The sequence below is a fragment of the Streptococcus sp. 116-D4 genome (genome assembly GCF_009731465.1).
GTDB lineage: Bacteria > Bacillota > Bacilli > Lactobacillales > Streptococcaceae > Streptococcus > Streptococcus pseudopneumoniae_E.
Genome location: NZ_AP021887.1, coordinates 1,031,017 through 1,053,882 on the forward strand (window position 1 = coordinate 1,031,017; position 22,866 = coordinate 1,053,882).

At 39.8% G+C, this 22,866-nt stretch carries 19 protein-coding genes, 1 tRNA gene, 1 pseudogene and 1 riboswitch; of the genes and pseudogenes, 5 read left to right on the forward strand and 16 right to left on the reverse strand.

Annotated features, from left to right (window positions below; all coding sequences use genetic code 11):
- Positions 1 to 2 precede the first annotated feature (2 nt).
- Genes pmp23 through UKS_RS05225 form a run of 8 tightly spaced genes read right to left on the reverse strand, consistent with a single transcriptional unit; the run spans position 3 to position 6,437 of the window.
- Positions 3 to 617 carry a cell wall hydrolase Pmp23 gene (gene pmp23, locus UKS_RS05190; RefSeq protein ID WP_156012059.1) on the reverse strand — a complete coding sequence of 205 codons (615 nt, stop codon included), beginning with the start codon at positions 615 to 617 and terminating at the stop codon, positions 3 to 5.
- Positions 617 to 1,591 carry a nucleoid-associated protein gene (locus UKS_RS05195; protein ID WP_173020464.1) on the reverse strand — a complete coding sequence of 325 codons (975 nt, stop codon included), beginning with the start codon at positions 1,589 to 1,591 and terminating at the stop codon, positions 617 to 619. The genes pmp23 and UKS_RS05195 overlap by 1 nt, the downstream gene beginning before the upstream one ends.
- Positions 1,592 to 1,598: 7 nt before the next feature.
- Positions 1,599 to 2,855, reverse strand: coding sequence for a serine hydroxymethyltransferase (gene glyA, locus UKS_RS05200; RefSeq protein WP_156012061.1), 1,257 nt, complete (start codon positions 2,853 to 2,855; stop codon positions 1,599 to 1,601).
- A 60-nt stretch (positions 2,856 to 2,915) separates the two neighbouring features.
- Positions 2,916 to 3,347: a GNAT family N-acetyltransferase gene (locus tag UKS_RS05205; RefSeq protein ID WP_049495767.1), complete on the reverse strand. Its 432-nt coding sequence runs from the start codon at positions 3,345 to 3,347 to the stop codon at positions 2,916 to 2,918.
- A 1-nt stretch (position 3,348) separates the two neighbouring features.
- Positions 3,349 to 3,951 carry an L-threonylcarbamoyladenylate synthase gene (locus UKS_RS05210; RefSeq protein WP_173020465.1) on the reverse strand — a complete coding sequence of 201 codons (603 nt, stop codon included), beginning with the start codon at positions 3,949 to 3,951 and terminating at the stop codon, positions 3,349 to 3,351.
- Positions 3,935 to 4,771 (reverse strand): peptide chain release factor N(5)-glutamine methyltransferase, encoded by an 837-nt coding sequence (gene prmC / locus UKS_RS05215; RefSeq protein ID WP_049495762.1) that lies wholly within the window; start codon positions 4,769 to 4,771, stop codon positions 3,935 to 3,937. The genes UKS_RS05210 and prmC overlap by 17 nt, the downstream gene beginning before the upstream one ends.
- The gene (gene prfA / locus UKS_RS05220) at positions 4,771 to 5,850 is read right to left on the reverse strand and encodes a peptide chain release factor 1 (RefSeq protein ID WP_156012063.1); all 1,080 of its coding nucleotides are present in this window, start codon (positions 5,848 to 5,850) and stop codon (positions 4,771 to 4,773) included. The genes prmC and prfA overlap by 1 nt, the downstream gene beginning before the upstream one ends.
- A complete protein-coding gene (locus tag UKS_RS05225) occupies positions 5,847 to 6,437 on the reverse strand; it encodes a thymidine kinase (protein ID WP_049495758.1) in 591 nt (196 codons plus the stop codon). Before UKS_RS05225 ends, prfA begins: the two co-directional genes overlap by 4 nt.
- Before the next feature lie 123 nt (positions 6,438 to 6,560).
- Between UKS_RS05225 and UKS_RS05230 the strand changes: the two genes are divergently transcribed.
- Complete coding sequence (locus UKS_RS05230; RefSeq protein ID WP_156012064.1) at positions 6,561 to 6,743, forward strand: 4-oxalocrotonate tautomerase; 183 nt, start codon at positions 6,561 to 6,563, stop codon at positions 6,741 to 6,743.
- A 125-nt stretch (positions 6,744 to 6,868) separates the two neighbouring features.
- On the forward strand, positions 6,869 to 8,242 hold the full coding sequence (gene mnmE, locus UKS_RS05235; RefSeq protein WP_156012065.1) for a tRNA uridine-5-carboxymethylaminomethyl(34) synthesis GTPase MnmE: 1,374 nt from the start codon (positions 6,869 to 6,871) through the stop codon (positions 8,240 to 8,242).
- A gap of 46 nt (positions 8,243 to 8,288) precedes the next feature.
- Here the strand turns inward: mnmE and dapA are convergent, their stop codons facing one another.
- The 4 genes from dapA to UKS_RS05255 form a co-directional block, all read right to left on the reverse strand.
- Positions 8,289 to 9,224, reverse strand: coding sequence for a 4-hydroxy-tetrahydrodipicolinate synthase (gene dapA / locus UKS_RS05240; RefSeq protein WP_156012066.1), 936 nt, complete (start codon positions 9,222 to 9,224; stop codon positions 8,289 to 8,291).
- A gap of 56 nt (positions 9,225 to 9,280) precedes the next feature.
- On the reverse strand, positions 9,281 to 10,357 hold the full coding sequence (locus UKS_RS05245; RefSeq protein WP_156012067.1) for an aspartate-semialdehyde dehydrogenase: 1,077 nt from the start codon (positions 10,355 to 10,357) through the stop codon (positions 9,281 to 9,283).
- A 388-nt stretch (positions 10,358 to 10,745) separates the two neighbouring features.
- A tRNA-Thr gene (locus UKS_RS05250) sits at positions 10,746 to 10,818 on the reverse strand.
- A gap of 99 nt (positions 10,819 to 10,917) precedes the next feature.
- The gene (locus tag UKS_RS05255; RefSeq protein ID WP_156012068.1) at positions 10,918 to 11,427 is read right to left on the reverse strand and encodes a QueT transporter family protein; all 510 of its coding nucleotides are present in this window, start codon (positions 11,425 to 11,427) and stop codon (positions 10,918 to 10,920) included.
- A riboswitch (PreQ1 riboswitch) is annotated at positions 11,425 to 11,521 on the reverse strand. Its footprint overlaps the gene before it by 3 nt.
- A 28-nt stretch (positions 11,522 to 11,549) precedes the next feature.
- On the opposite strand from UKS_RS05255, the gene UKS_RS05260 reads away from it, so the two are divergent.
- Together UKS_RS05260 and mscL are read left to right on the forward strand one after the other, a co-directional pair.
- Entirely contained in the window at positions 11,550 to 11,981 is a 432-nt protein-coding gene (locus tag UKS_RS05260) for a GtrA family protein (RefSeq protein WP_156012069.1), read from the forward strand.
- An 83-nt stretch (positions 11,982 to 12,064) separates the two neighbouring features.
- Positions 12,065 to 12,433: a large conductance mechanosensitive channel protein MscL gene (gene mscL / locus UKS_RS05265; protein WP_156012070.1), complete on the forward strand. Its 369-nt coding sequence runs from the start codon at positions 12,065 to 12,067 to the stop codon at positions 12,431 to 12,433.
- Between the two features lie 209 nt (positions 12,434 to 12,642).
- On the opposite strand, the pseudogene UKS_RS05270 reads toward mscL, so the two are convergent.
- Positions 12,643 to 13,511 (reverse strand): annotated as a pseudogene (locus UKS_RS05270) (ferrochelatase); the annotation flags it as partial.
- A gap of 191 nt (positions 13,512 to 13,702) precedes the next feature.
- Between UKS_RS05270 and pepT the strand changes: the two are divergent.
- The gene (pepT, locus tag UKS_RS05275) at positions 13,703 to 14,926 is read left to right on the forward strand and encodes a peptidase T (RefSeq protein WP_156012071.1); all 1,224 of its coding nucleotides are present in this window, start codon (positions 13,703 to 13,705) and stop codon (positions 14,924 to 14,926) included.
- 35 nt (positions 14,927 to 14,961) lie between these two features.
- Here pepT and UKS_RS05280 read toward each other — a convergent pair whose 3' ends face one another.
- From UKS_RS05280 to adcAII, 3 genes are all read right to left on the reverse strand, one after another.
- Positions 14,962 to 18,492 carry a pneumococcal-type histidine triad protein gene (locus tag UKS_RS05280; RefSeq protein WP_156012072.1) on the reverse strand — a complete coding sequence of 1,177 codons (3,531 nt, stop codon included), beginning with the start codon at positions 18,490 to 18,492 and terminating at the stop codon, positions 14,962 to 14,964.
- Between the two features lie 209 nt (positions 18,493 to 18,701).
- Positions 18,702 to 21,779, reverse strand: coding sequence for a pneumococcal-type histidine triad protein (locus UKS_RS05285; RefSeq protein WP_156012073.1), 3,078 nt, complete (start codon positions 21,777 to 21,779; stop codon positions 18,702 to 18,704).
- A 7-nt stretch (positions 21,780 to 21,786) separates the two neighbouring features.
- On the reverse strand, positions 21,787 to 22,704 hold the full coding sequence (gene adcAII, locus UKS_RS05290) for a zinc-binding lipoprotein AdcAII (protein ID WP_049495734.1): 918 nt from the start codon (positions 22,702 to 22,704) through the stop codon (positions 21,787 to 21,789).
- Between the last annotated feature and the right edge of the window lie 162 nt (positions 22,705 to 22,866).

The window sequence follows — 22,866 nt, forward strand, 5'->3', positions numbered from 1 at the left end:
GACTAGCCAGATGTCGAAAAGAGAGTGAAACATTTGATGATGTAAAGGTTGAGTTGAACCTGTCTAGAATAGTAATAGTTTCCTCCATTTACATAGAGTTCTGCTCCATGAAAAATGGAAATGGGATGAATATAACTGTAAGTCTTTCCAGTAGTATTGCCAAGCAAGGGAGCAACAGTCTCACGAGAGTACTGTTTGGCCAGTGCTAGGGTGTTTTCCTTACCATTTTGGACGATATAATCGATATAGGCAGGTCCAAAATTATAGGCTTGAACAGCCGTCCAGACATCTACATCCTTCTTCTGGGCCAGATAGAGATTATCTGTCAGAGTTTGAACGCCTTGCCGAATGCTAGAGGCATTATCATTGATGGTATTGGTTAAACCACTTGCAGACTCACTAGACTGCATAACATCGCCTTCTTTTCCTTTTGTTTCGGTATAAATCATAGCGAGCACAAGCTCTTCGTTTGCTGGGGTGTCTTTTTCACTCAAGATTTCTCGCACCATGGGTTGATAGGTCATGACTTGCTTGACATCTTGGTGAACGCGGTAGGCTTTATATCCAGCAAAAAGGAAGACTGCTAGTACAAGCACTCTTCGAATTCGTTTAAACATTATTTACTTTGGATATCCTCGATATTTTTGATTAAGATAGAGTAGGTTCCATTGTCATTTTGGATAAACTCAACAGACTCAGCGTCTTGATAGACGTTGTTAGGAACAATGAGCTCTATTCCATTTGACAAGGAGAGTTTTTGGTTTTCAAATTTCTTTAATTGGCGACTGGCATCAATTTCATCAAATTGAACTGGTTCTGGTACTGCATCTTTAACTTGGTCAATAAAGCTCAAACGAGCTGTCAAATTGTTGTCAAAAAGGTCGTTGGCCAATTTCTCGGGTGACAATTCATTACTTTCTTCCAGATTGTTAAAAATCGCTGATTTAACTTTAGATTGAAATTGAAAATCATCTGTGTTAAAAGTCTCAGCAATTCGCTGTGCCGTTTTTTCTAGTTCCTTGATCGATTTCTTAGGTGAAATCTTAGGGGCGACGGCAAGGAGATTGTCTGAAAAATAGTTCAAAAAAGTCCCGTTGTACTTGATTCGTTTCTCGATTAGGTGGTACTTGCGACTCTGAAGATTGACCACCAAGGCTTCATCAGCCCCCGTTCCAAATCCAGGCAGGTTATTCTGAGTCAGCTTGATTGGATTATCAACTTCTCCTCCGAGGTGGGTCAAGGTCTCCCTTAAGGCAATTCGCAAGAAAGCGAAATGTTCAATACCTTCTTTAGAAAATTGCACAAAAATCAAGTCATTGGTCTTGAGATTTTCGGAAATGCTGAACTCCTCTTTCCAGAGATTAGCCAGTGTTACTGAAGTCTCCAACAAATCGTCAGTGATATGATTGAAGAAGGGATTTTCTTCCTCGAAAATCCCAGTCTTAGCCTCATCTGAATACACACGTTCAATTTTTTTGCGTAGGTATTCTTCGATTTTTGGAGTAATATTGAGAAACTTATCCGCTAGGAACAGCTCGGTATCATCCGGACTGAACTGATGAATAATAGCTTTCTTAATATAAATGTCCATAAAAGTTTTAGTCCTCGTATAATGGGAAGGCATCTGTTAATTCTTTAACTGCACTTCTCACTTCTTCTAAGACAGCTTTATTTTCTGCACTCTTAAGGGTTTTAATAATCAATTCAGCCACTTTGCGACTTTCTTCTTCACCAAATCCACGTGCAGTAATGGCTGCTGCTCCGATACGAATACCACTTGTCTTGAATGGTGACAAAGTTTCGTAAGGGATTGAGTTTTTATTTAGGGTAATATTGACTTCATCTAGCAAGTTTTGAGCAACTTTGCCGTTTTCTACAACTTTAGTCACATCCACTAGGAAGAGGTGGTTTTCAGTCCCGCCAGAAATGATACGAAAATCAGGGTCTTGCAAGAAGACATCTGCCATAGCCTTGCTGTTCTTGATAACATTAGTAGCATATTCCTTGAAGGCTGGATCTAAAACTTCTTTGAAAGAAACGGCTTTAGCAGCAATAACATGCTCCAAAGGGCCACCCTGAATACCTGGGAAAATAGCTGAATTGATTTTCTTAGCAAGTTCTTCGTCATTGGTCAAAATCAAACCACCACGTGGTCCACGAAGGGTTTTGTGGGTCGTTGTTGTAGTGATATGAGCGTATGGTACTGGGCTAGGATGTAGACCAGCAGCAACCAAACCAGCAATATGTGCCATATCTACCATGAGTTTAGCTCCAACAGCATCAGCAATTTCACGGAATTTTGAAAAGTCAATAATTTGAGAATAGGCTGAAGCACCAGCTACGATGAGTTTTGGTTTTACTTCTTGGGCTTGTTTCAAGATAGCGTCAAAGTCCAAGAGCTCTGTTTCCGGGTCTACGCTATAAGAAACAAAGTTGTAGGTTTGACCAGAGAAGCTAACAGGAGCCCCATGAGTCAAGTGTCCACCAGCTGCCAAATCCATCCCCATAACCGTATCGCCAGGCTCAATCAAGGCCATGTAAGCCGCACAGTTGGCTTGGCTTCCTGAGTGTGGTTGGACATTGGCAAATTTTGCGCCAAAAATTTCCTTTGCACGTTCAATAGCTAGAGTTTCTATCACATCTATAACATCAGTCCCACCATAATAACGGCGTCCTGGGTAGCCTTCGGCGTATTTATTCGTCAAGATAGACCCTTGAGCTGCCATAACAGCCTTAGAAACCACGTTTTCCGAAGCGATCAACTCAATGTTGTTTTGTTGGCGTTCTTCTTCTTTGGCAATAGCATTCCAGAGATCAGCATCGTATGCTTTAAAATCGTCTTTGTCAAAAATCATAGGTCTTCTCCTTTATAGCGTGACTGGTCCTTTAGTTTGTTTTTCCAATAAGAAAATAAACTAAAGGATGCGAATAAACCGTTTCTGCACTTTATCACAAGTATAACCAACTTTTTCATAAAATGCATGAGCTCCCAGACGATGATCGGCAGAGTTTAAGCGAATAAACCCATAACCACGTCTTTTTGCTTCTTGCTCCAACCCTTGCAGTAAGCTTTTACCAATACCTTGCCCTTGTACTTGAGGTGAAACCGCTAAGCCTAAGATATTAAATCCTGCCTTGGAATAGAGAGATTCATAAACTTCAGCGTGGACATATCCAAGTAGGACATGACTAGCTGCATCCTCATAGCCAAGAAGGAAATGATGGGAATCCTGAGATAATCTAGCTAGTTGACTAGCTGTGTCTACTAGACTAAAAGAATAGCCCAAAGCCTCTTGGTTGATCTCACATATTGCTTTCACATCAGTTTCTCTTAAATTCCTTAGCATTTCATGCCTCCTCAAAAGAAATCTCTGGCAACCGAGCAAGAATATCTTCTCGCTTAATCGCACCTTGGCGTAAGATTTTCACCTTGTCTCCAGACAAATCCAAAATAGTTGAATCCTGTCCAGTTAGAAAAGCATCGTCTTCCAAACCCAAAACCTCTTGGTCAAAATCCTCTAGAATTTGCTTAAAGGTCACTCCACTTGCCCGACCTGAGATATTAGCAGACGGCCCAATCAAGGGACCTGTCTCTCGAATCAAATCAAGAGTAATGGGGTGACTAGGTATTCGAAATCCAACAGTTGCAAGACCAGAATTGACCCAATAGGGAACTCGGTCATTGGCTTCGAGGATAATGGTCAAGGGCCCTGGTAAAAAGGTCTCTACAAGTTTTTGCAGATAAGATGATTGATTCTTAGAAAAGTGCAAGATATCCTCTAGAGAGGCGATATTGAGATTGAGAGCCTTATCTCTAGGACGATGTTTGAGCTGGTAAACATGGTCAACAGCCTTTTCATCCAATGCTTTTGCAAAAAGTCCGTAAACTGTCTCTGTAGGAAGAACGACAGCTCCACCATTTTCCAACTCTTGTCTAATCCTGTCCATCATCAACCACGACCATCCTATCTTGACCAAATTGGTCCTTAAGTGTTCTTACACGTTTTTCAGGAAGATATTTCCTAAAAAGTTCAGGAACACTTTGACCTTGCTTGTACCCAATTTCAAGGTAAATCTTACCACTATCTTTGAGATAGTCTTTAGCTTCCTCCGCGATTCTACGGTAAATAGCTAGACCATCCTCGTCTGCAAAGAGAGCGAGATGAGGTTCCGAATGCAAAACATTCAAGCCGACCTCTGACGCATCTTCACGAGAGATATAGGGTGGATTGGAAACAATTATATCATATTTTTCAGAAATTTCTGTAAAACAGTCAGATTTTTTTAAAAATAGTTGAAGATTTTGATTTTTAGCATTTTCGCTGGTTACATCTAAAGCATCTTGGGAAATATCTGCTGCTGTTACTGACCAATCTGGTCTGTTTTTTGCTAAGGCAATAGCAATAGCTCCACTACCTGTTCCAATATCCAGAACTGAAAGATTCGTCTCAGGATTTTCTGTGAGGATGAGTTCCACCAACTCCTCTGTCTCTGGACGAGGAATCAAAACCCGCTCATCCACTTTTAGCTGCATTCCAAAGAAATCTGCATGACCGATGATGTACTGGGCAGGTTTGTGAGCTGCTAACTGCTGGTAAATCTCTTCTACAAATAATTCTTCCTCTTTTGTCACTTCCTGCTGAAGAGCAAAGACAAAGTCCGTAAAAGAAATATTTTTCAAGCTACGATAGACAAAAGAGAGGCTTTCTGCTTCCTCTCCTTGTCTTATCAACTCTTCTTCAAAATCTGAAAATAATTGAGCTAATTTCATTATTTGTTTAATTCTTCTAATTTTTGTGTTTGGTCATAGAGCACCAAGGCATCTACCACTTCGTCCAATTTACCTGACAAAATCGTATCTAGTTTTTGGAGAGTTAAGCCGATACGGTGGTCTGTGACACGGTTTTGTGGGAAATTGTAAGTACGGATCCGTTCTGAACGGTCACCAGTACCAATTGTCGACTTACGTTCAGCATCTTGTTCATCTTGTGCAATTTGCGCAAAGTGGTCTGCCACACGCGCACGGATAATCTTCATGGCCTTCTCACGGTTTTTCTGCTGGGTGCGTTCTTCCTGCATTTCTACCTTGATATTGGTTGGCAAGTGAACGATACGAACGGCAGTCGCAACCTTGTTGACGTTCTGTCCACCAGCACCAGATGCGTGGTAGATGTCAATACGAAGATCTTTTGGATCAATATCGTATTCAACTTCTTCCACTTCAGGCATGACAAGGACTGTCGCAGTCGAAGTATGTACACGACCTTGGCTTTCTGTCACAGGGACACGTTGCACACGATGGGCACCTGACTCATACTTGAGTTTAGAATAAACAGATTGACCCGAAACCATGGCAACCACTTCTTTGAAACCACCGACACCGTTCATAGAAGCTTCCATGACTTCAAAGCGCCAGCCTTGGGCTTCAGCGTACTTTTGGTACATGGTTAGCAAATCGCCAGCAAAGAGGGCAGCTTCATCACCACCAGCTGCTCCACGAATTTCAAGGATGATGTTCTTATCATCGTTTGGATCCTTTGGAAGGAGCAAGATTTTCAGCTTTTCTTCGTATTCTTCTTTTTCAGCCTTGGCATCTTTGAGCTCTTGCTTGGCCATTTCTTCCAAGTCCGCATCTCCACCTGATTCCTTAATCATTTCTTCAGCATCAACGATGTTTTGAAGAACTTGCTTATATTCACGGTAGGCCGTTACCGTGTCACGAGTTGAAGCTTCTTCTTTGGACAATTCCATGAAGCGATTGGTGTCTGAAACGACATCCGGGTCACTCAGCAATTCTCCCAACTCTTCATAACGGTCTTCTACAGCTTGTAGTTGATCATAGATGTTCATTTTTCTTCATTCTCCTTATTGATTTCAGGCGCAAAATAATGTTTACGGCAAACCGAGATATAGGTTTCATTACCACCTATCTGGATTTGCTCACCATCATAAACGGGCAGTCCATCTTGTGTACGCAAGACCATAGTCGCCTTTTTCTTGCAATACTGGCAAATAGTCTTGATTTCGTCAATCTTATCCGCTAAGAGCAGAAGATATTTTGAACCTTCGAACAATTCATTACGAAAATCATTTTTTAAACCAAATGCCATAACAGGTATGTCTAACTCATCCACAACACGAGCTAGGTCGTAAACATGATGACGCTTTAAAAACTGGGCTTCATCGACAAGTACACAGTAAGGCATTTCAGGTAAATCTCGAATAAATCCAAAGATATCCGTTGTTTCCTTAATAGCAACTGCTGGTCTTCTCATCCCAATTCGACTTGAAACATAGCCAACACCGTCACGCGTATCTAGAGCAGAGGTCATGATGACAACACCTTTTCCTTGCTCTTCATAGTTATAGGCTACCTTGAGAATCTCAATCGTTTTACCTGAGTTCATAGTCCCATAACGATAATACAACTGTGCCATGCTTCTATTTCACGTCCATTTCTAAATTTTTGCTACATTCTAGTATACCATATTTTCTCGAAGCTTTAAACGGCAAAATGTGGTAAAATAGAGGAAATCAAATAACTAGTGGAGGACGCAATTATGCCATTTGTACGCATCGATTTATTTGAAGGACGCACGCTCGAGCAAAAGAAAGCCCTAGCTAAGGAAGTTACGGAAGCTGTTGTTCGCAACACTGGTGCACCTCAATCAGCCGTTCATGTCATCATCAACGACATGCTAGAAGGAACTTACTTCCCACAAGGAGAAATGCGCACCAAATAAGCTAGCTTAAGCAATCTGCTTAGGCTTTTCTTTATAAGTAAGATTCATTGAAGAAAATACTAAAATTTGTTACAATTTGAAGAGATATTAGTCTATACAAACAAATAAACTATAAAGGAATTGAAATGATTACACGAGAATTTGATACCATCGCTGCTATCTCTACTCCACTAGGTGAAGGAGCAATTGGTATTGTCCGCTTGAGCGGAACAGACAGTTTTGCCATTGCGCAGAAAATCTTTAAAGGCAAGGACTTGAGCAAGGTTGATAGCCACACTCTCAACTACGGTCACATTGTTGATCCTCTGACTGGTAAAGTCATGGACGAAGTTATGATTGGGGCTATGAAATCTCCAAAAACCTTCACTCGTGAAGATATTATCGAGATTAACACCCATGGCGGAATCGCCATAACCAATGAAATCCTGCAATTAGCTATCCGTGAAGGTGCACGTATGGCAGAACCTGGAGAATTTACCAAGCGTGCCTTCCTCAACGGTCGAGTAGATTTGACACAGGCCGAGGCAGTGATGGATATCATCCGCGCCAAGACAGACAAGGCCATGAACATTGCGGTCAAACAACTTGATGGTTCCCTTTCTGATCTTATCAATAATACCCGTCAGGAAATTCTCAATACCTTGGCTCAGGTTGAGGTTAATATCGACTATCCTGAGTATGACGATGTTGAGGAAGCGACTACTGCTGTGGTCCGTGAGAAGACTATGGAGTTTGAACAATTGCTAACCAATCTCTTAAAAACGGCGCGTCGTGGGAAGATTCTCCGTGAAGGAATTTCAACAGCTATCATTGGTCGTCCAAACGTTGGGAAGTCTAGCCTTCTTAATAACCTCCTGCGCGAAGATAAAGCCATTGTAACTGATATTGCAGGAACTACTCGAGACGTCATCGAAGAATACGTCAACATCAATGGTGTACCACTTAAGTTGATTGATACTGCGGGTATCCGTGAAACAGATGATATTGTTGAACAAATCGGTGTCGAACGTTCGAGAAAAGCCCTCAAGGAAGCTGATCTGGTTTTACTTGTCTTAAACGCCAGTGAACCTCTAACTGCTCAAGACCGACAACTTCTTGAAATTAGTCAGGATACTAACCGTATCATCCTACTTAACAAAACTGACCTACCTGAGGCTATTGAAACTCAGGAACTTCCTGAAGATGTCATCCGTATCTCAGTTCTTAAAAACCAAAATATCGATAAGATTGAAGAGAGAATCAACAATCTCTTCTTTGAAAATGCTGGCTTAGTTGAGCAAGACGCTACTTACTTGTCTAATGCCCGTCACATTTCCCTGATTGAAAAGGCTGTTGAAAGCCTTCAAGCTGTTAACCAAGGTCTTGAACTGGGTATGCCAGTTGACTTGCTTCAAGTTGATTTGACTCGTACATGGGAAATCCTTGGAGAAATCACTGGGGATGCTGCTCCTGATGAACTCATCACCCAACTCTTTAGCCAATTCTGTTTAGGAAAATAAGAAAAATCCATGCTCGTTATTACGGTCATGGATTTTATTGTCATTATTAGTAATCTGGTCTTAAAACCCCTGTTACAGTTGCCTTGGTCGCTTCGTAGTCCCCATCTACAACAACCTTGATAATGCGTTTGGCATCTTCTTCTGGTGCTGGAACAAGAGGTAGACGAGTTGGGCCAGCTTCAAATCCCATATAGTTCAGAACGGCCTTAACAGGAGCAGGACTTGGATATGAGAAGAGGGCATTAACTTTAGGAATGAATTTACGCTGAATAGCTGCAGCTTTCTTCATATCGCTTTCTTCAATGGCAGTGAACATCTCGTGCATCTCATCCCCATTTGTATGAGAGGCAACAGAAATAACCCCATCTGCACCAAGATTCATGGCATGGAATGCATCTCCATCCTCACCAGTATAGACCAAGAACTTTTCAGGCTTGTGCTCAATCAAATAAGCCATATTGGCCAAGCTGGTACATTCTTTAACACCGATGATATTTGGATGGTCAGCCAAGCGAAGCATAGTTTCTGGAGTTAATTCTACCACAACACGCCCAGGAATGTTATAGATAATAATTGGTAGGTCAGAAGCATCTGCAATGGCTTTAAAGTGCTGATACATTCCTTCTTGAGAAGGTTTGTTGTAGTAAGGTACAATAGCAAGCCCAGCTGCGAAACCACCAAAGTCTGCGACTTCTTTGACAAACTCAATAGAGTCACGCGTATCATTTGTACCTACACCCGCAATCAGAGGAACACGTCCATTGACAACCTTCTGTACAGCTGCAAAGAGTTGCAACTCTTCATCGTGAGTCAAGGTCGGACTCTCAGCAGTCGTCCCTGCAAGAAGAATGCCGTCTGTATGATGGGCCAACAAATGCTCAATCAAGGCTGGGATAGCATCAAAGTTGATGGAACCATCCTCATGGAAGGGAGTAATAAAGGCTGTGATGATTTTACACTCTTTTAAATCTTGATAAGACATAAGAAACACCTCTCAATTTCAAAGAAGGAGTTCATCTGAACTCCTAAACAATATGACTATTTTAATTCAAATTTCAATTCGGCAATTGGACGAACCAAACCACGTTCGTGCAAAGTTTCTGCAATCTGAACTGAGTTCCAAGCAGCGCCTTTGAGCAGGTTATCAGAAACAACCCACATGTGGATTCCTTTTTCAGCATCCAAGTCTTTACGGATACGACCTACAAAGGTATCGCGTGAACCCACTGCATTGATGGCTTGAGGATAGATTTGATGAGCTACATCATCTTCAAGAACAGCACCTGGGAAGGCTGAGATAGCTGCTTTAACTTCTTCAATTGGAGCCACTTCTTTTGTTTCGATGTAAACAGACTCAGAGTGAGCTGACAAGACTGGAATACGCACACATGTTGCAGATACTGCAATGCTATCGTCATCCATGATTTTCTTAGTTTCCTTAGTCATCTTCATCTCTTCGTAAGTGTAATCATTGTCAGTGAAGACATCGATTTGTGGAAGAGCATTGAAGGCGATAGGATAGTGTTTCTTATCACCACCTGAAGGCAAGATTTCGGCATGCAAATCACGTGGATTCACACCGTCATTTAATACTTCACGAAGTTCACGTTGCGTTTCAAGGATAGCACCCATGCCCGCACCTGAAACAGCTTGATAAGTTGAAACGATGATACGGTCCAAGCCCCATTTTTGGCGGACCGGCTCAAGAGCTACCATCATTTGGATTGTTGAACAGTTAGGGCAGGCAATAATCCCGTTGTGAGCATCAAGTGCATGAGCATTGACCTCTGGAACAACCAAAGGAACATCTGGATTTTGACGGAAGTAAGATGTATTATCTACTACTACCGCGCCAGCTTTTACTGCGTATGGTGCATACTTAGCTGATGTAGAACCGCCTGCTGAAAAGAGAGCGATATCAACTCCTTCAAAAGCTGTCTCAGTCGTTTCTTCAATCGTAATATCTTGATCTTTAAATTTCAAAGTCTTGCCTGCTGAACGTGCAGAAGCAAGATAACGAATTTTATCGATTGGAAGTGTTGATTCTTCCAACATTTTTATCATCTGAGCTCCGACAGCACCTGTCGCGCCGACTACAGCAACTGTATATCCCATAAATAACCTCTTTCGGAATTTTCTAAAAATTTCTATAATAGATGTATTATACTACTTTTTCCATGAATTGCAAAGCTTTTTCATCAATTTTTGGAAAATAAAAATCCCCAGTCGCTAGACTAGGGACTGAGAGGCATCTTCATGTGATGAGCAGGTTCACACAACTCATCAAGGTCCGCTCCTGCGTTATGACCTCCTTATGCTCAATAGTAGTCCGAAGACTACCTATCGACTCATCGCATCTTCTATTCTACTAAAGAGAATGATTTTTGTCAACAGACAAAACACTTTAGCTTCATTTACACAGATGCATAAAAAATAACTTTGAAAAATTTGGGGCAGAGATAACAAAAACCCTTGTAAATCAAGGGCTTTTCTGTCTATTTAATGCTAATTGCCGGGATTGAACCGGCGACCTCATCCTTACCATGGATGCGCTCTGCCAACTGAGCTAAATCAGCTTACTTAAAAAGTATACTATAGTTAGAAAAACTTGTCAAGGTTCCTTAGATATTTTCCATAAGAAAAAGCCAGGTAAGAGCTACCTAGCTTGACTGGTTCTATTTAGTTAAATCAATTCGACGACCAATTTTACCAATAATAATCGCACCAATTATCAATGAGGCAAATTCACCAATCCCTGTTGTAAACCAAGTAAGGAAAAATGGTAATTGTGCTACGATATTCAACTCGGCAGCAATGGTAAACATGGAAAGTGAAAAGAGGATTGAAAAGAAGAAATGATCTTTTCGAATCAATCCGTTAAAGAGGTAGTCTTTGCTGTATTTTGCAAAAAGCCAAACACCTAGACTAAGGAATACTAGAGTTGATCCACCACCAACAAAGACATCTAGCAGTCCGAAGCTAAAGAAATTAGCAATCATACAACCGATAGTAACTCCGATGATGTACTTAGGATTGTAAAAAGCCATAAAGTTCATCATTTCTGAAATACGGAACTGATAAGCACCGTAGCTGATGGCATTTAGGGGTGGTGTGACAGTTAAAACGACATAGATAGCAGCAACGATTGCAATATCTGCTACATCACGAATAGTTAATTGTTTCATCTTTTCTCCTTTGGCGGTTGCCCGCGTATAATATGCTTGGTGAAAGAAGCTAAGCACCAAGGGTTGCTTGAATCAACCTTACTAGTATAGCACAATAGCCTGCTTTATGCTATACTGAAAGGATGAAAAAATGTATTCAAAGCTTCTTTAAGAACGAACTCTTGTCCTATCTCTTTTTTGGGATAGCGACGACTCTTGTTTCCATCCTATCCAGATTAATCATTTATCAGCTAACTCATCAGGAACTCCTTGCTACTGCCCTAGCAAATAGTATCGGTATCCTCTTTGCCTTTATCACAAATGATACAATTGTGTTTAAGCAAACAAGGAAGAATCGACTTATCCGTTTAGTGAAATTTTCTCTTGCTCGCCTTTTTACTTTTCTGTTAGATTTGCTCTTTACTTTTCTGTTTGTGACTCAATTTCCTCATATCATAGGGCAATTTGTAAATGATAATATTGACAAGATAAATGCAATTGAAACAATCATTGCACAATTTTTGATAATTATTCTGAATTATATTTTTAGTAAGGTATTTATTTTTAAAAAATAAGAAAAAATTTAATCATATAGCTTGCAAGCATTTCTTAATTAATATATAATAAAGAGAAAAATTTTGGAAAGGAAATTATGAAAATGTTAAAAGATCTTAAAGCCTTTTTGCTTCGTGGTAATGTTGTTGACCTTGCTGTCGGTGTGATTATTGCCTCTGCATTTGGTGCAATTGTTACATCACTTGTTAACGATATCATCACTCCACTTATTTTGAACCCAGCTTTGAAAGCTGCTAAAGTTGAGCGTATCGCTGAACTTTCATGGAATGGTGTTGGTTATGGTAGCTTCTTGAGCGCTGTTATCAACTTCTTAGTTATCGGTACTGTTCTCTTCTTCGTTATCAAAGGTATTGAAAAAGCTCAAAGCCTTACTAAGAAAGAAGAAGCTCCTACTGGTCCAACTGAGTTGGAAGTACTTCAAGAAATCAAAGCTCTTCTTGAGAAAAAATAATCAATTAAAAGGATCTAGCACAAAGCTAAATCCTTTTTTCTTTACTCTTTTGGTAATTTACCTGCTTTTCAAGCCTTTTCTTAATAAGATAAGGCATCTTATACTCAATGAAAATCAAAGAGCAAACTAGCTGCAGGCTGCTCAAAGCACCGCTTTGAGGTTGTAGATAGAACTGACGAAGTCAGTAACATATATACGGTAAGGCGACGTTAACGTGGTTGAAGAGATTTTCGAAGAGTTTTAACATTTTCACGACCTTTTTCTCAATCAATTTTTTAACAAATTCCGGCATTTGTAAATCTTGAGATTTGATCAAGATGTTTTTAGTCTCACCTGAAGGAACTAACTCATCAAAAGTCTCTTCTTCTTGGAGAAATTCCTTAAATTCTTGATGTTCATTAGCTCTGACTATACTAATCTAAGCACCAATCAAACGAGAATCCATATTTGGCATTGGTGGACGATGATAGTTCACCCTCAATTCCCGACACAATTCATAACATTCCATATCGTTAGCAAACAGGACTTCAATATGTTCACTGATAAAGCGAATAGCTACAAAAATATAGTGGTCTGGATGGTCTTCAAAATACTCCAAGACATCTGGCTTAACCCGTGGAATCCCGATATTACTTTCACTTTGCCAAGTGTTGGTATATTACTCGGATCTCAAACCTAGTTTTTCAACGACTAACTTGCTGTTTTCAAAAATTTGATCAATATAAGGATTACTAAAAATATAAGGTGAAAATGAGCACACTATGGACAGAAAAGATGACTTTTAAGCTATCCTACTTTATTTCTTCTTTTAAAATCTTAGCAATTTCATCTGTCCAATTGTTTAAGAGCGTTTCTTCTTGACAACTAAAAATTGAAATTGTTTGCTTTCTAAAAATTTCTCGTACCCCATGACAGAGTAAAAAGAATAATGAGGCTCCAAGATCAAGCAAATACACTGTTCAATGCCGTCTGCTTCCATCTGACCGATCACATCTGGGATAAAGAGGCTAGAAAACTTATTAACAAAATAAACACTGTATTCATTCTCCAGCCTAGCTTCTACCAAGGTAAGCTCTTCTGGCGGACCGAAGGTCATCATTAAAATTATTTTTTCACAACTGCTTTCTTGTGATATTTTTATCAAGTTTGTTTTATCATGAATCCACTAATAAGTAAACGCTAACATAATGAATTTCCTTAACTTCTGTCTTTTGTTTTTCTCTCCTTTCTATGATACAATGGAAAAAATGAATTCAAAAGGAGTTTTTTATGACTTACCCCAATCTCTTGGACCGCTTCTTGACCTATGTTAAGGTTAACACGCGCTCTGATGAACACTCTACTACTACTCCAAGTACGCAGAGTCAGGTTGACTTCGCAACCAATGTCCTAATTCCTGAAATGAAACGTGTTGGATTACAAAATGTTTATTATCTACAAAATGGTTTTGCCATTGGGACCTTGCCAGCCAATGATTCAGCCTTAACACGTAAGATTGGCTTTATCTCCCACATGGATACTGCTGACTTTAATGCTGAAAGAGTCAATCCACAGGTAATTGAACACTACGATGGTGGTGTGATTGAACTTGGAAATTCTGGTTTCAAACTCGATCCAGCTGACTTTAAGAGTCTAGAGAAATATCTAGGGCAAACGCTCATCACAACCGATGGAACAACCTTGCTAGGTGCTGATGACAAGTCAGGGATTGCTGAAATTATGACTTCTATTGAATATCTAACTGCTCACCCTGAAATCAAACACTGTGAGATTCGTGTTGGCTTTGGTCCAGATGAAGAAATCGGTGTTGGTGCTAATAAATTTGATGCAGAAGATTTTGATGTTGATTTTGCCTACACAGTTGATGGTGGGCCACTAGGTGAGCTTCAGTACGAGACCTTTTCAGCAGCTGGTGCTGAACTCCATTTCCAAGGACGCAATGTCCACCCTGGTACTGCCAAAGGTCAGATGGTTAATGCCCTTCAGTTAGCAATTGATTTTCATAATCAACTTCCAGAGAATGACCGACCTGAGTTAACAGAAGGTTACCAAGGCTTCTACCATCTAATGGATGTGACAGGTAGTGTCGAAGAGGCGCGTGCAAGCTACATCATTCGTGATTTTGAAAAAGATGCCTTTGAAGCGCGTAAAGCAGCTATGCAGTCAATCGCTGATAAGATGAATCAAGAACTTGGTAGCGACCGTGTCACCCTAAACTTGACAGACCAGTACTACAATATGAAAGAAGTCATTGAAAAAGATATGACTCCAATTACCATTGCTAAAGCCGTTATGGAAGATCTGGATATCACTCCTATTATCGAACCAATCCGTGGAGGGACAGACGGCTCTAAGATTTCCTTTATGGGAATCCCAACACCTAATATCTTTGCTGGTGGCGAGAATATGCACGGACGTTTTGAATACGTTAGCCTTCAGACCATGGAACGTGCAGTTGATACCATCATTGGTATCGTAGCTTATAAAGACTAAAAAGACGAGGTAGCTCAGCTACTTCGCCTTTCTTTTTATTCTACTGGGTTTTCTTGATTTCCAGTACTTGTTGTAGATTCTGTTATTTCCTTTTCTGAAGCTGGTTCAGCAGGTTTAGAATCGGTTGTGTTGCTTGGTTTATTTTCGTCGCTTGCAGTTTCACTGTTAGATTCTGCAGCTACTGATGTTTCCATTTCGGTACTGGTCGTATCACCATTTGCTTCAGCATTTGTTGCTGGAGTTGCTTCTTCACTTGCGCTAGCTTTTGACTTGATTTCTTGATTCAAGACTAGAATAGCTTTTGTCAATTCAAGTAAAGCAGCCTTATCCTTACTCTTGGCAGAAAGTTGGTCTAATAATGCATCCACCTTATCAAAGTCCTCATCAGAACCCTTATTATTTTCTAAATAAGTATGAAGCGACATGAGGATATCGTAGAGTTTTTGATAGAGTATAAGTGTCTCAGGATCTTGCTCAACATTTTCTTTTTCTTGTTGAAGGGCGCTAGCGATACGAGTCAAGACATCTTTTACCTGACTGTTTACTTCATCCAAGTCTGCATCAGCCTTGTTTGTGGCAGCTTTTAGATTTTCTACTTCTTCTGCCAAGGATTGTCTAATTCCTTCTTCTTGGATTTGTTCCATGAGTTGATTTGCCTTGCTCAAAAGACTTTCTACTTCTTCCTTGCTGACATGATTGACATGTTCTTCTGGCATAAAGTCTCCGTACAATTCTTTCAAGAAGCCATAAATAGCTGTCTTGGCAGTTTGGTTATCAACTTTCTCAGTATCTAGAACTGTTTGAGTCGATTTAGCAGTAGTTGGTTGAGCTTTCAAAGCTTCTTCCACTTCTTGTTTTGCTTGATAGATACTTGGGAATAATTTGTTCAATTCCGCTGCCTTTAGGAAGGATTGAGATTGATACAAGGTCCAAGTCAACTGAGCTACTTTGTTTCGAAGTTCATCATTTAAACGACCGTCATTTACGTGTTCGTAGAAATACTTGATGTACTCTACAGTTGTAACACCTGTTCGATCATTGAAGTCTTGAAGAGCTTGAAGTTGTGATTCAACTGCTTCTAAACCAGCCTCATCTTTTGCCAACTTAGCCTCTTGGAGTCGAACGAGAAGATCTTTCTTAGGAAGCCCATAAGAGTCTGTATCCAGTGTATTGATTTTATCAATCAAGGCTTGGTATTTCTTATCTAAAGCACTTGTTTCAACAGGTTTGACACTTTCATCAATATGGATATATTGCTTATCAAAGAGATCAAGGGTTGCAAGATAACCTGCTGTAGAGTTAGTTGCCAGTTTCTTCATGTTCTCAGTAAACTGACCTAAGGCTAACTCAATCTGTCTTTGTTCGATAGGCTTGTCTTTGTAGATACTTCTGCTATCAGCTAGAAGTTGATCTACTTTTTCCAAGACTGCCTTCTCATCAAAAGCTCCAGGTTGATAATTAGATTGTAGGGCTGGAATCTTGTTTTTCAAAGCTACTTCATAGCCCTTGGTTTGAACCTTGATGTAGTGATTGTGGTCGCCATGAGGAATCACAAAACTACCATTTTCTACCTGTAAGCTATACGGAGACACGCCATCTCTCAAAGCAGTGGTATAGAGTTCATTTAGGAAATCAAGTTCTGGATTTCCAGTTTGAAGAGGAATCCGAACATGTTCCTTACGAACAGCGTAGGGATGAATATGAGTTGGATCGTAGGCTTGGTCTGGATTTCCAAAGACAAAGAATCCGTTTGAAATTCTAATCGCTTCAAGTGGAACACCGTAGGTCTTAGAAATATAAGCAATCTTTTCTTCATCACTAGCGTCTCTTGAGAAAGACTCTACCGTTTTAGCAAGAGGTTTTACAGGCTCTGCATCAAGATGTGTTTTCAGATGATCCTGTGCTGCCTTAATTTGCTCTGCTGTCAAGTCCTTCTTGAAAAAGTAATGATTATGGTCTCCGTGACTCATGACAAAACCTTGATCATCCTCACTGATGACACGGTCGGCATCAAAACCGTGATCATGGTCTTCATCATGATGGTGTCCATGATGATCTTCATCGTGATCGTCATCATGAGCTGGATTTGGTGTTGCTGAACTTGCACCTTTCAAGTGGTCTTGCGCAGCCTTAATTTGCTCTGCCGTCAAGTCTTTCTTGAAGAAATAATGATTATGGTCACCGTGTGACATGATAAATCCTGCTTCATCTTCCGCAATAATCCTGTTGGCATCAAAGCCATGACCACCTTCTTCATGTTTCTCATGTGAAATTCCTGGATTGATTGGAAGAGATGGCGAAGGTGTTGTTAGACCATTATTTGGAAGAGTCGGTTGACCGATTTGATTCGACTTAGGAATGTAATGGAAATGATCACCATGTCTTACAATATAAGCTGTAGCAGTTTCTTCGACAATATCTTTAGGATTAAAGATATAACCATCAGATGTGGAAGGAAGTTCCTTACTTGTCGTTGAAGAAGAAGGATTGCTTGAAAGATTTCCAAGACTAGGCGCTACTTTATGAGGTTTTTCATTTGTAGAATCTGTAGAAGCAGTTCCACCGATAGGCACCATTCTAGCAATCTTTTCTTCTAAAGCAGAGAGCTTGCTGTAAGGAATAAAATGATAATGATCGCCATGCGGAATCGCAACTCCATTTGGTGTACGACTGACAATCTTAGCAGGGTCAAAGACCAGACCATCTGATTCACTGTAACGTTGGTCACTAGGTGAATCATAGAGTTCCTTCAATAGACTTTGGAGATTTTCAACTTTGCTTTCTGGCTTGCTAGTTGATTCTTTCTCTATAGCTTGATTAGTATGATCACTAACTGTTGAAGAATAACTTAGCTGACTTGGTTGCGTATTTTTGCCAGCCAGATGAGCTTTAGCTGCTGCTAATTCACTGGCAGATAAATCACTTTTTGGAATGTAGTGATAGTGACCTCCATGAGGAACGATATAAGCATCACCAGTATCTTCGATAATATCAGCTGGATTAAAGACATAACCATCATCTGTCGTATAGCGTCCCTGAGACCTTGCTACAGCAACATCTGAACTGACCTTCTCATTATCTTTGACATGCTCTTGTTTTTGACGATTGATTTCATCCTTGGTTCGAACATTATCAGCATGAGCTGCATCTTTCAGATAGACATAATATTTTCCATCGACCTTGATGATATAACCACCTTTGACCTCATTGACAATATCAGCGTCTTTAAGTTGATAGTTTGGATCCTTCATCAAGAGTTCTTCACTAAAGAGGGCATCATAAGGAACTTTCCCATTATAGTAATGATAGTGGTCACCATGTGACGTTACATATCCTTGATCTGTAATTTTGATGACAATTTGCTCAGCCTGAATTCCTTCTTTTTGACTGACCTGATCTGGTGTCAGGTTTTCAGTTTTCTGACTAGACTGGCTACCATCCACATAAGAGACACGATTATTGTCCTTATTTTCCTGCGAGCGATGCTGATTTAGCACATAAGCACAAAGACTCAAAGATACGATAACAGCTGATCCAGCTGCTATATATTTTTTACTGAATTTCATAAATCCCTCATTTCAATAAATGATGAAGCTTTTCTTAACTTCTTTTTCTCGGTTAAACAGTTTTTCTAAACTGGTTATTTAACCAATTAATTAACTAGTAAATAGTTTACCTTTTTTAAGTTTATCTGTCAAGATTTTTATTTCATTTTAAAAAATAAAAGCCAGTATTGCTACTGACTCTTACATCATTTTGATTTAATGGGATAAACTTATGCTTCTGGTTTTGTCGTAACTGACTCACTACCTTTTAACAAAGCAAGTAGTTTCTCTGCTTCTGCCATGATATCATTATTATCCATGGTTTGGAGACTTAAATTATTTCGTAAACCAGCTAGGGTTTCTGTCGCATTGGCTTTCAGACTAGCATCCGCTACTTTAGAACGTAAAGTTTCTACTTCTTTGATCTTAGCTTCTACTTTTTCAGTCTCAACTTGAGGGACTTCAGCTTCGTCTGTTTTATCTTTAGATACTTCTTCTGTCTCGTCTTCATCAGTGCTCGGTTTATAAAGATTATCTACTGAAGGGGTTAAACCTGTATGATTTTCTTTATCCTCATCAGCTTTACTGTCTTGGTCTTCCTTATTTTTACGAACATGGTCGCTGGCATTTCCCCAACCATTATCTGAGTGAGGACGTTCTTCAGGATGTTCAACATAATATTTTACAGTCGCAAAGAGATCCTCAAGACTATAACCCTTAGGTGCTTCATAGAGTCCTTCGTCAAACCAACCAAATTTAATGTTATGGTAATGGTCGTAATGAGGTATAATTAAGCTACCATTTTTAACTTCAACAGTATGTTGTAGATTGTAAGGAATATGATCAAGTGGGACCTTCTTAGCTGCTTTCACTTTATTATAGATTGATTCTACTCCTTTAACCTCAGTATTTTCTGAACTCTGATTCTCAGTTGAAGGAGGTGTCAAACCTTTCTCTTTAGCATAAGCCTGGGCTGCCACTCTTTCAGCTTCAGACAAGCTCTCTTTCTTAATCCAATGACTATGGGTCATATGTGGAGTTACATAAGCATCTCCCTCATCACTAGTAATATCACGAGTGTCAAAGATATAGCCATCTTCTGTTGTGTACTTTCCTGCTAATTTCGCTAATTTAATTTCCTCTTCCGTATACTCAATCTGAGAATTTGGTTTACCAAGTCGCTCTGGATGGGTAATTGGTGCTAGGAATGCCAATAAATCATCTACCAATTTTCCTTTATTAGTCGATTCATCATTCAAGCGTTCTGCTAATTTGTCCAAGGCTTGGAAATCAGAAGTACGCCCCTTATTTTCAGACAAGGCTTTATGAGCCTCGGCCAATAAATTATATGCTTTATCATAAAATTCTTGATCACGAGGAGCGACATTGTCTTTCTTCGCAACTAGATCGTGTGTTTCTTGGGTTTTCTTAGACAAGAGATTTTCAATAGCATCAATCTTATCCTTAGCCAAATCTTTAGCAAGAACATAACGACTAACGCCCTTATCCTCTATAATATATCCGTCGCCAACTTTTCTAACAACCTGGTTGACATCAAATTCAGTCGGTTTATTTTCTGCTGGTACTTGAGGTTTGGTAGTAGGGCCTGGTTTCAGTGGTGTAACGCTTGGTAAAACACTGCAATTTTGTCCCTTGACAGCTATCATACGAGCCAATTTTTCTTCCAAAGGTGACATCAGTGAATAAGGGATAAAGTGATAGTGGTCTCCGTGAGGCACTGCGACACCATTTGCAGTACGTTTGATAATTTGTGCCGGATCAAAGACTAGACCATCCGATTCCACATGGCGTTCTGACAAAGGTTTGGCATACAATTCACGTAAAAGTGTTGGAATATCTTCCCCTTGGTCTTGATGATAAGTTGGGGGGACAGTCAGGTTTGGAGTCTCTGTCAAACTTGGGCGGGTTGGATTAGCATTGTCACTACTTGGTTTACTTGAATTTGTAGCAGAATGAGAAGCCTGTTTACTATTCCAATAAGCTTGGGCTGCGGCTAATTCTCCTGCAGACAAATCACTCTTAGGTATATAGTGGAAATGATTGCCGTGCGGTACAACAAAAGCATCACCTGTATCTTCAATTACATCTGTCGGACTAAAGACATACCCATCATCCGTTGTATAGGCTCCTCCAGTTCCTCTATTCTGTGCCGGCGTATTGAGATTAAAGTTTGGTTTAATGGTTGAACTTGGTGTTGAACTTGTTTTCTCAGAACTGCTTGGTTTCGGATTATCAGCATGGCTTTGAATTGGCTGACCTCCAATTGGTAGATTTCGAGCCAATTTTTCTTCCAAAGCGGACATTTGTGAATAAGGAATGAAATGGAAATGATCCCCGTGAGGTACTGCCACACCATTTGCAGTACGTTTTGTAATCTGTGCTGGATCAAACACCAATCCATCAGACTCCACATGACGTTGGCTAAGTGGCAAAGCGTACAATTCTTCAAGAAGACTAGCTAAATCCTCATTTGGGCTCTCCGGAGCTGTTGCAGGATTTTGAGGTGTCTCAGATTGACTCGTTCTCACACTAGATCTTGTTTCAGCTCTGCTAGAACGATATTCAACCGTACTTAATTGACTACCTTTTCCAGATAAGAAGGCTTGGGCTGCAGCTAATTCACTGGCAGATAAATCACTCTTAGGAATATAGTGGAAGTGATTGCCATGAGGAACGATATAGGCATCACCTGTGTCCTCAATGATATCAGATGCATTAAAGATATAACCATCATCCGTTGTATAACGTCCTTGGGCCCTGGCTGCAACTACTGCCTGATCATTTGAACCGCCACCGTGATTACTACTGTGTTCCTGCTTCTGACGTTTAATCTCTTCTTTTGTCCGAATATTATCCGCGTGGGCAGCATCCTTGAGGTAAACATAGTATTTCCCGTCTACCTTAATGACATAGCCACCCTTGATTTCATTGACAATGTCTGAATCCTTCAACTGATAATTCGGATCTTTCATCAGCAGTTCTTCACTGATGATAGCATCATAAGGAACCTTACCATTATAGTAATGATAATGATCTCCATGAGAGGTCACATAACCTTGATCCGTAATCTTGATAACAATTTGTTCAGCGTTGATTCCCTCTCTCTTACTAACTTCATCTGGTGTCAAGTTCTCTGCCTTTTGACCAGCCTGATCACCGTCTATATAAGCAACTCGATTCGAATCTTTCTTAACTTGACCAGCTTGGTAACGACCAAGTTCATAGGAACAAACGCTTAGGGCAAGAACTGCCACGGAACCCGCTACATATTTTTTATTGATTTTCATTCTTTCCTCACTTTAATTCTTCTGCTAGAACACTCATATTTTCTTCAAGATTTTCTAAATAAGTCTTGTCATTTTGTGGGTCTGCCTCTAAAGGATTCAGAGTTTTAAGATCTACACCTGTTGATTTGACAAGAGTTTCAGCTACTTTTGAAGAAGCATTACTTTCTGTAAAAATCGTTTTAACCTTATAGGTCTTAACAAATTCCTGAATTTCTGTTAGTTGTCTTGGACTTGGTTCTTGTTCTGGAGAGATACCTGCAATTCCAAGTTGATTGAGTCCAAATCGCTTAGCTAGATAAGAAAAGGCTGTATGTTGTGTTACAAAAGTCTTCTGACTCACTTTTTCAAATTTAGGTTGGAATTTCTTAGTTAATTCTTGAGCTTTTTTGATAAAGGCTTGCGCATTTTTTTGATAAGTTTCTTTGTGCTCACTATCAACCTCTGAAAGTTTATCAGCGATAATTTGGGCTTCTTCTCCAGCTTTTTCAGGATCTAGCCATGTGTGAGGATCATAAAGCGTTTTTTCATCAACTCCATCACCTGCTTCCACATCTTCTAGCCCAGGAACACGATCTAAAGTCATTCCCTCAGAAGCCTCTAAAACCTTAACTTTAGATTTTTTAAGATTGGGATCCAGACTTCCTGCCCAAGATTCGAGCGTATGAGAATGGTAGACAAAGACATCTGCATCATAGATGGCTGCAATATCATTTGCTGAAGGTTCAAAGGAGTGAATTCCGCTACTTGACTGAATCATTCGAACATCATTCAAGTCACCAGATACTTCCTTGACCATAGCATAGATAGGGTAAAAACTGGTTACTATTTTCATCCCTTTCCCTGTTTGACTTTCCTTCTGTCCACAAGCAGCTAAACACAAAAGAAAGACACTTAACAATACCAAAAATAAATTTTGTTTCTTCATAGACAACTCCTTAACTATTTAATTAACTGGTAAATATTCTACTCCTAATCATTTAATCTGTCAAGATATTTTTAGAAAAAATTTGAAATTTCTTTCACATATAAAAATCTGCTGAGTTTCAATAACTCAACAGATTCTCACTTTATATACTCAATGAAAATC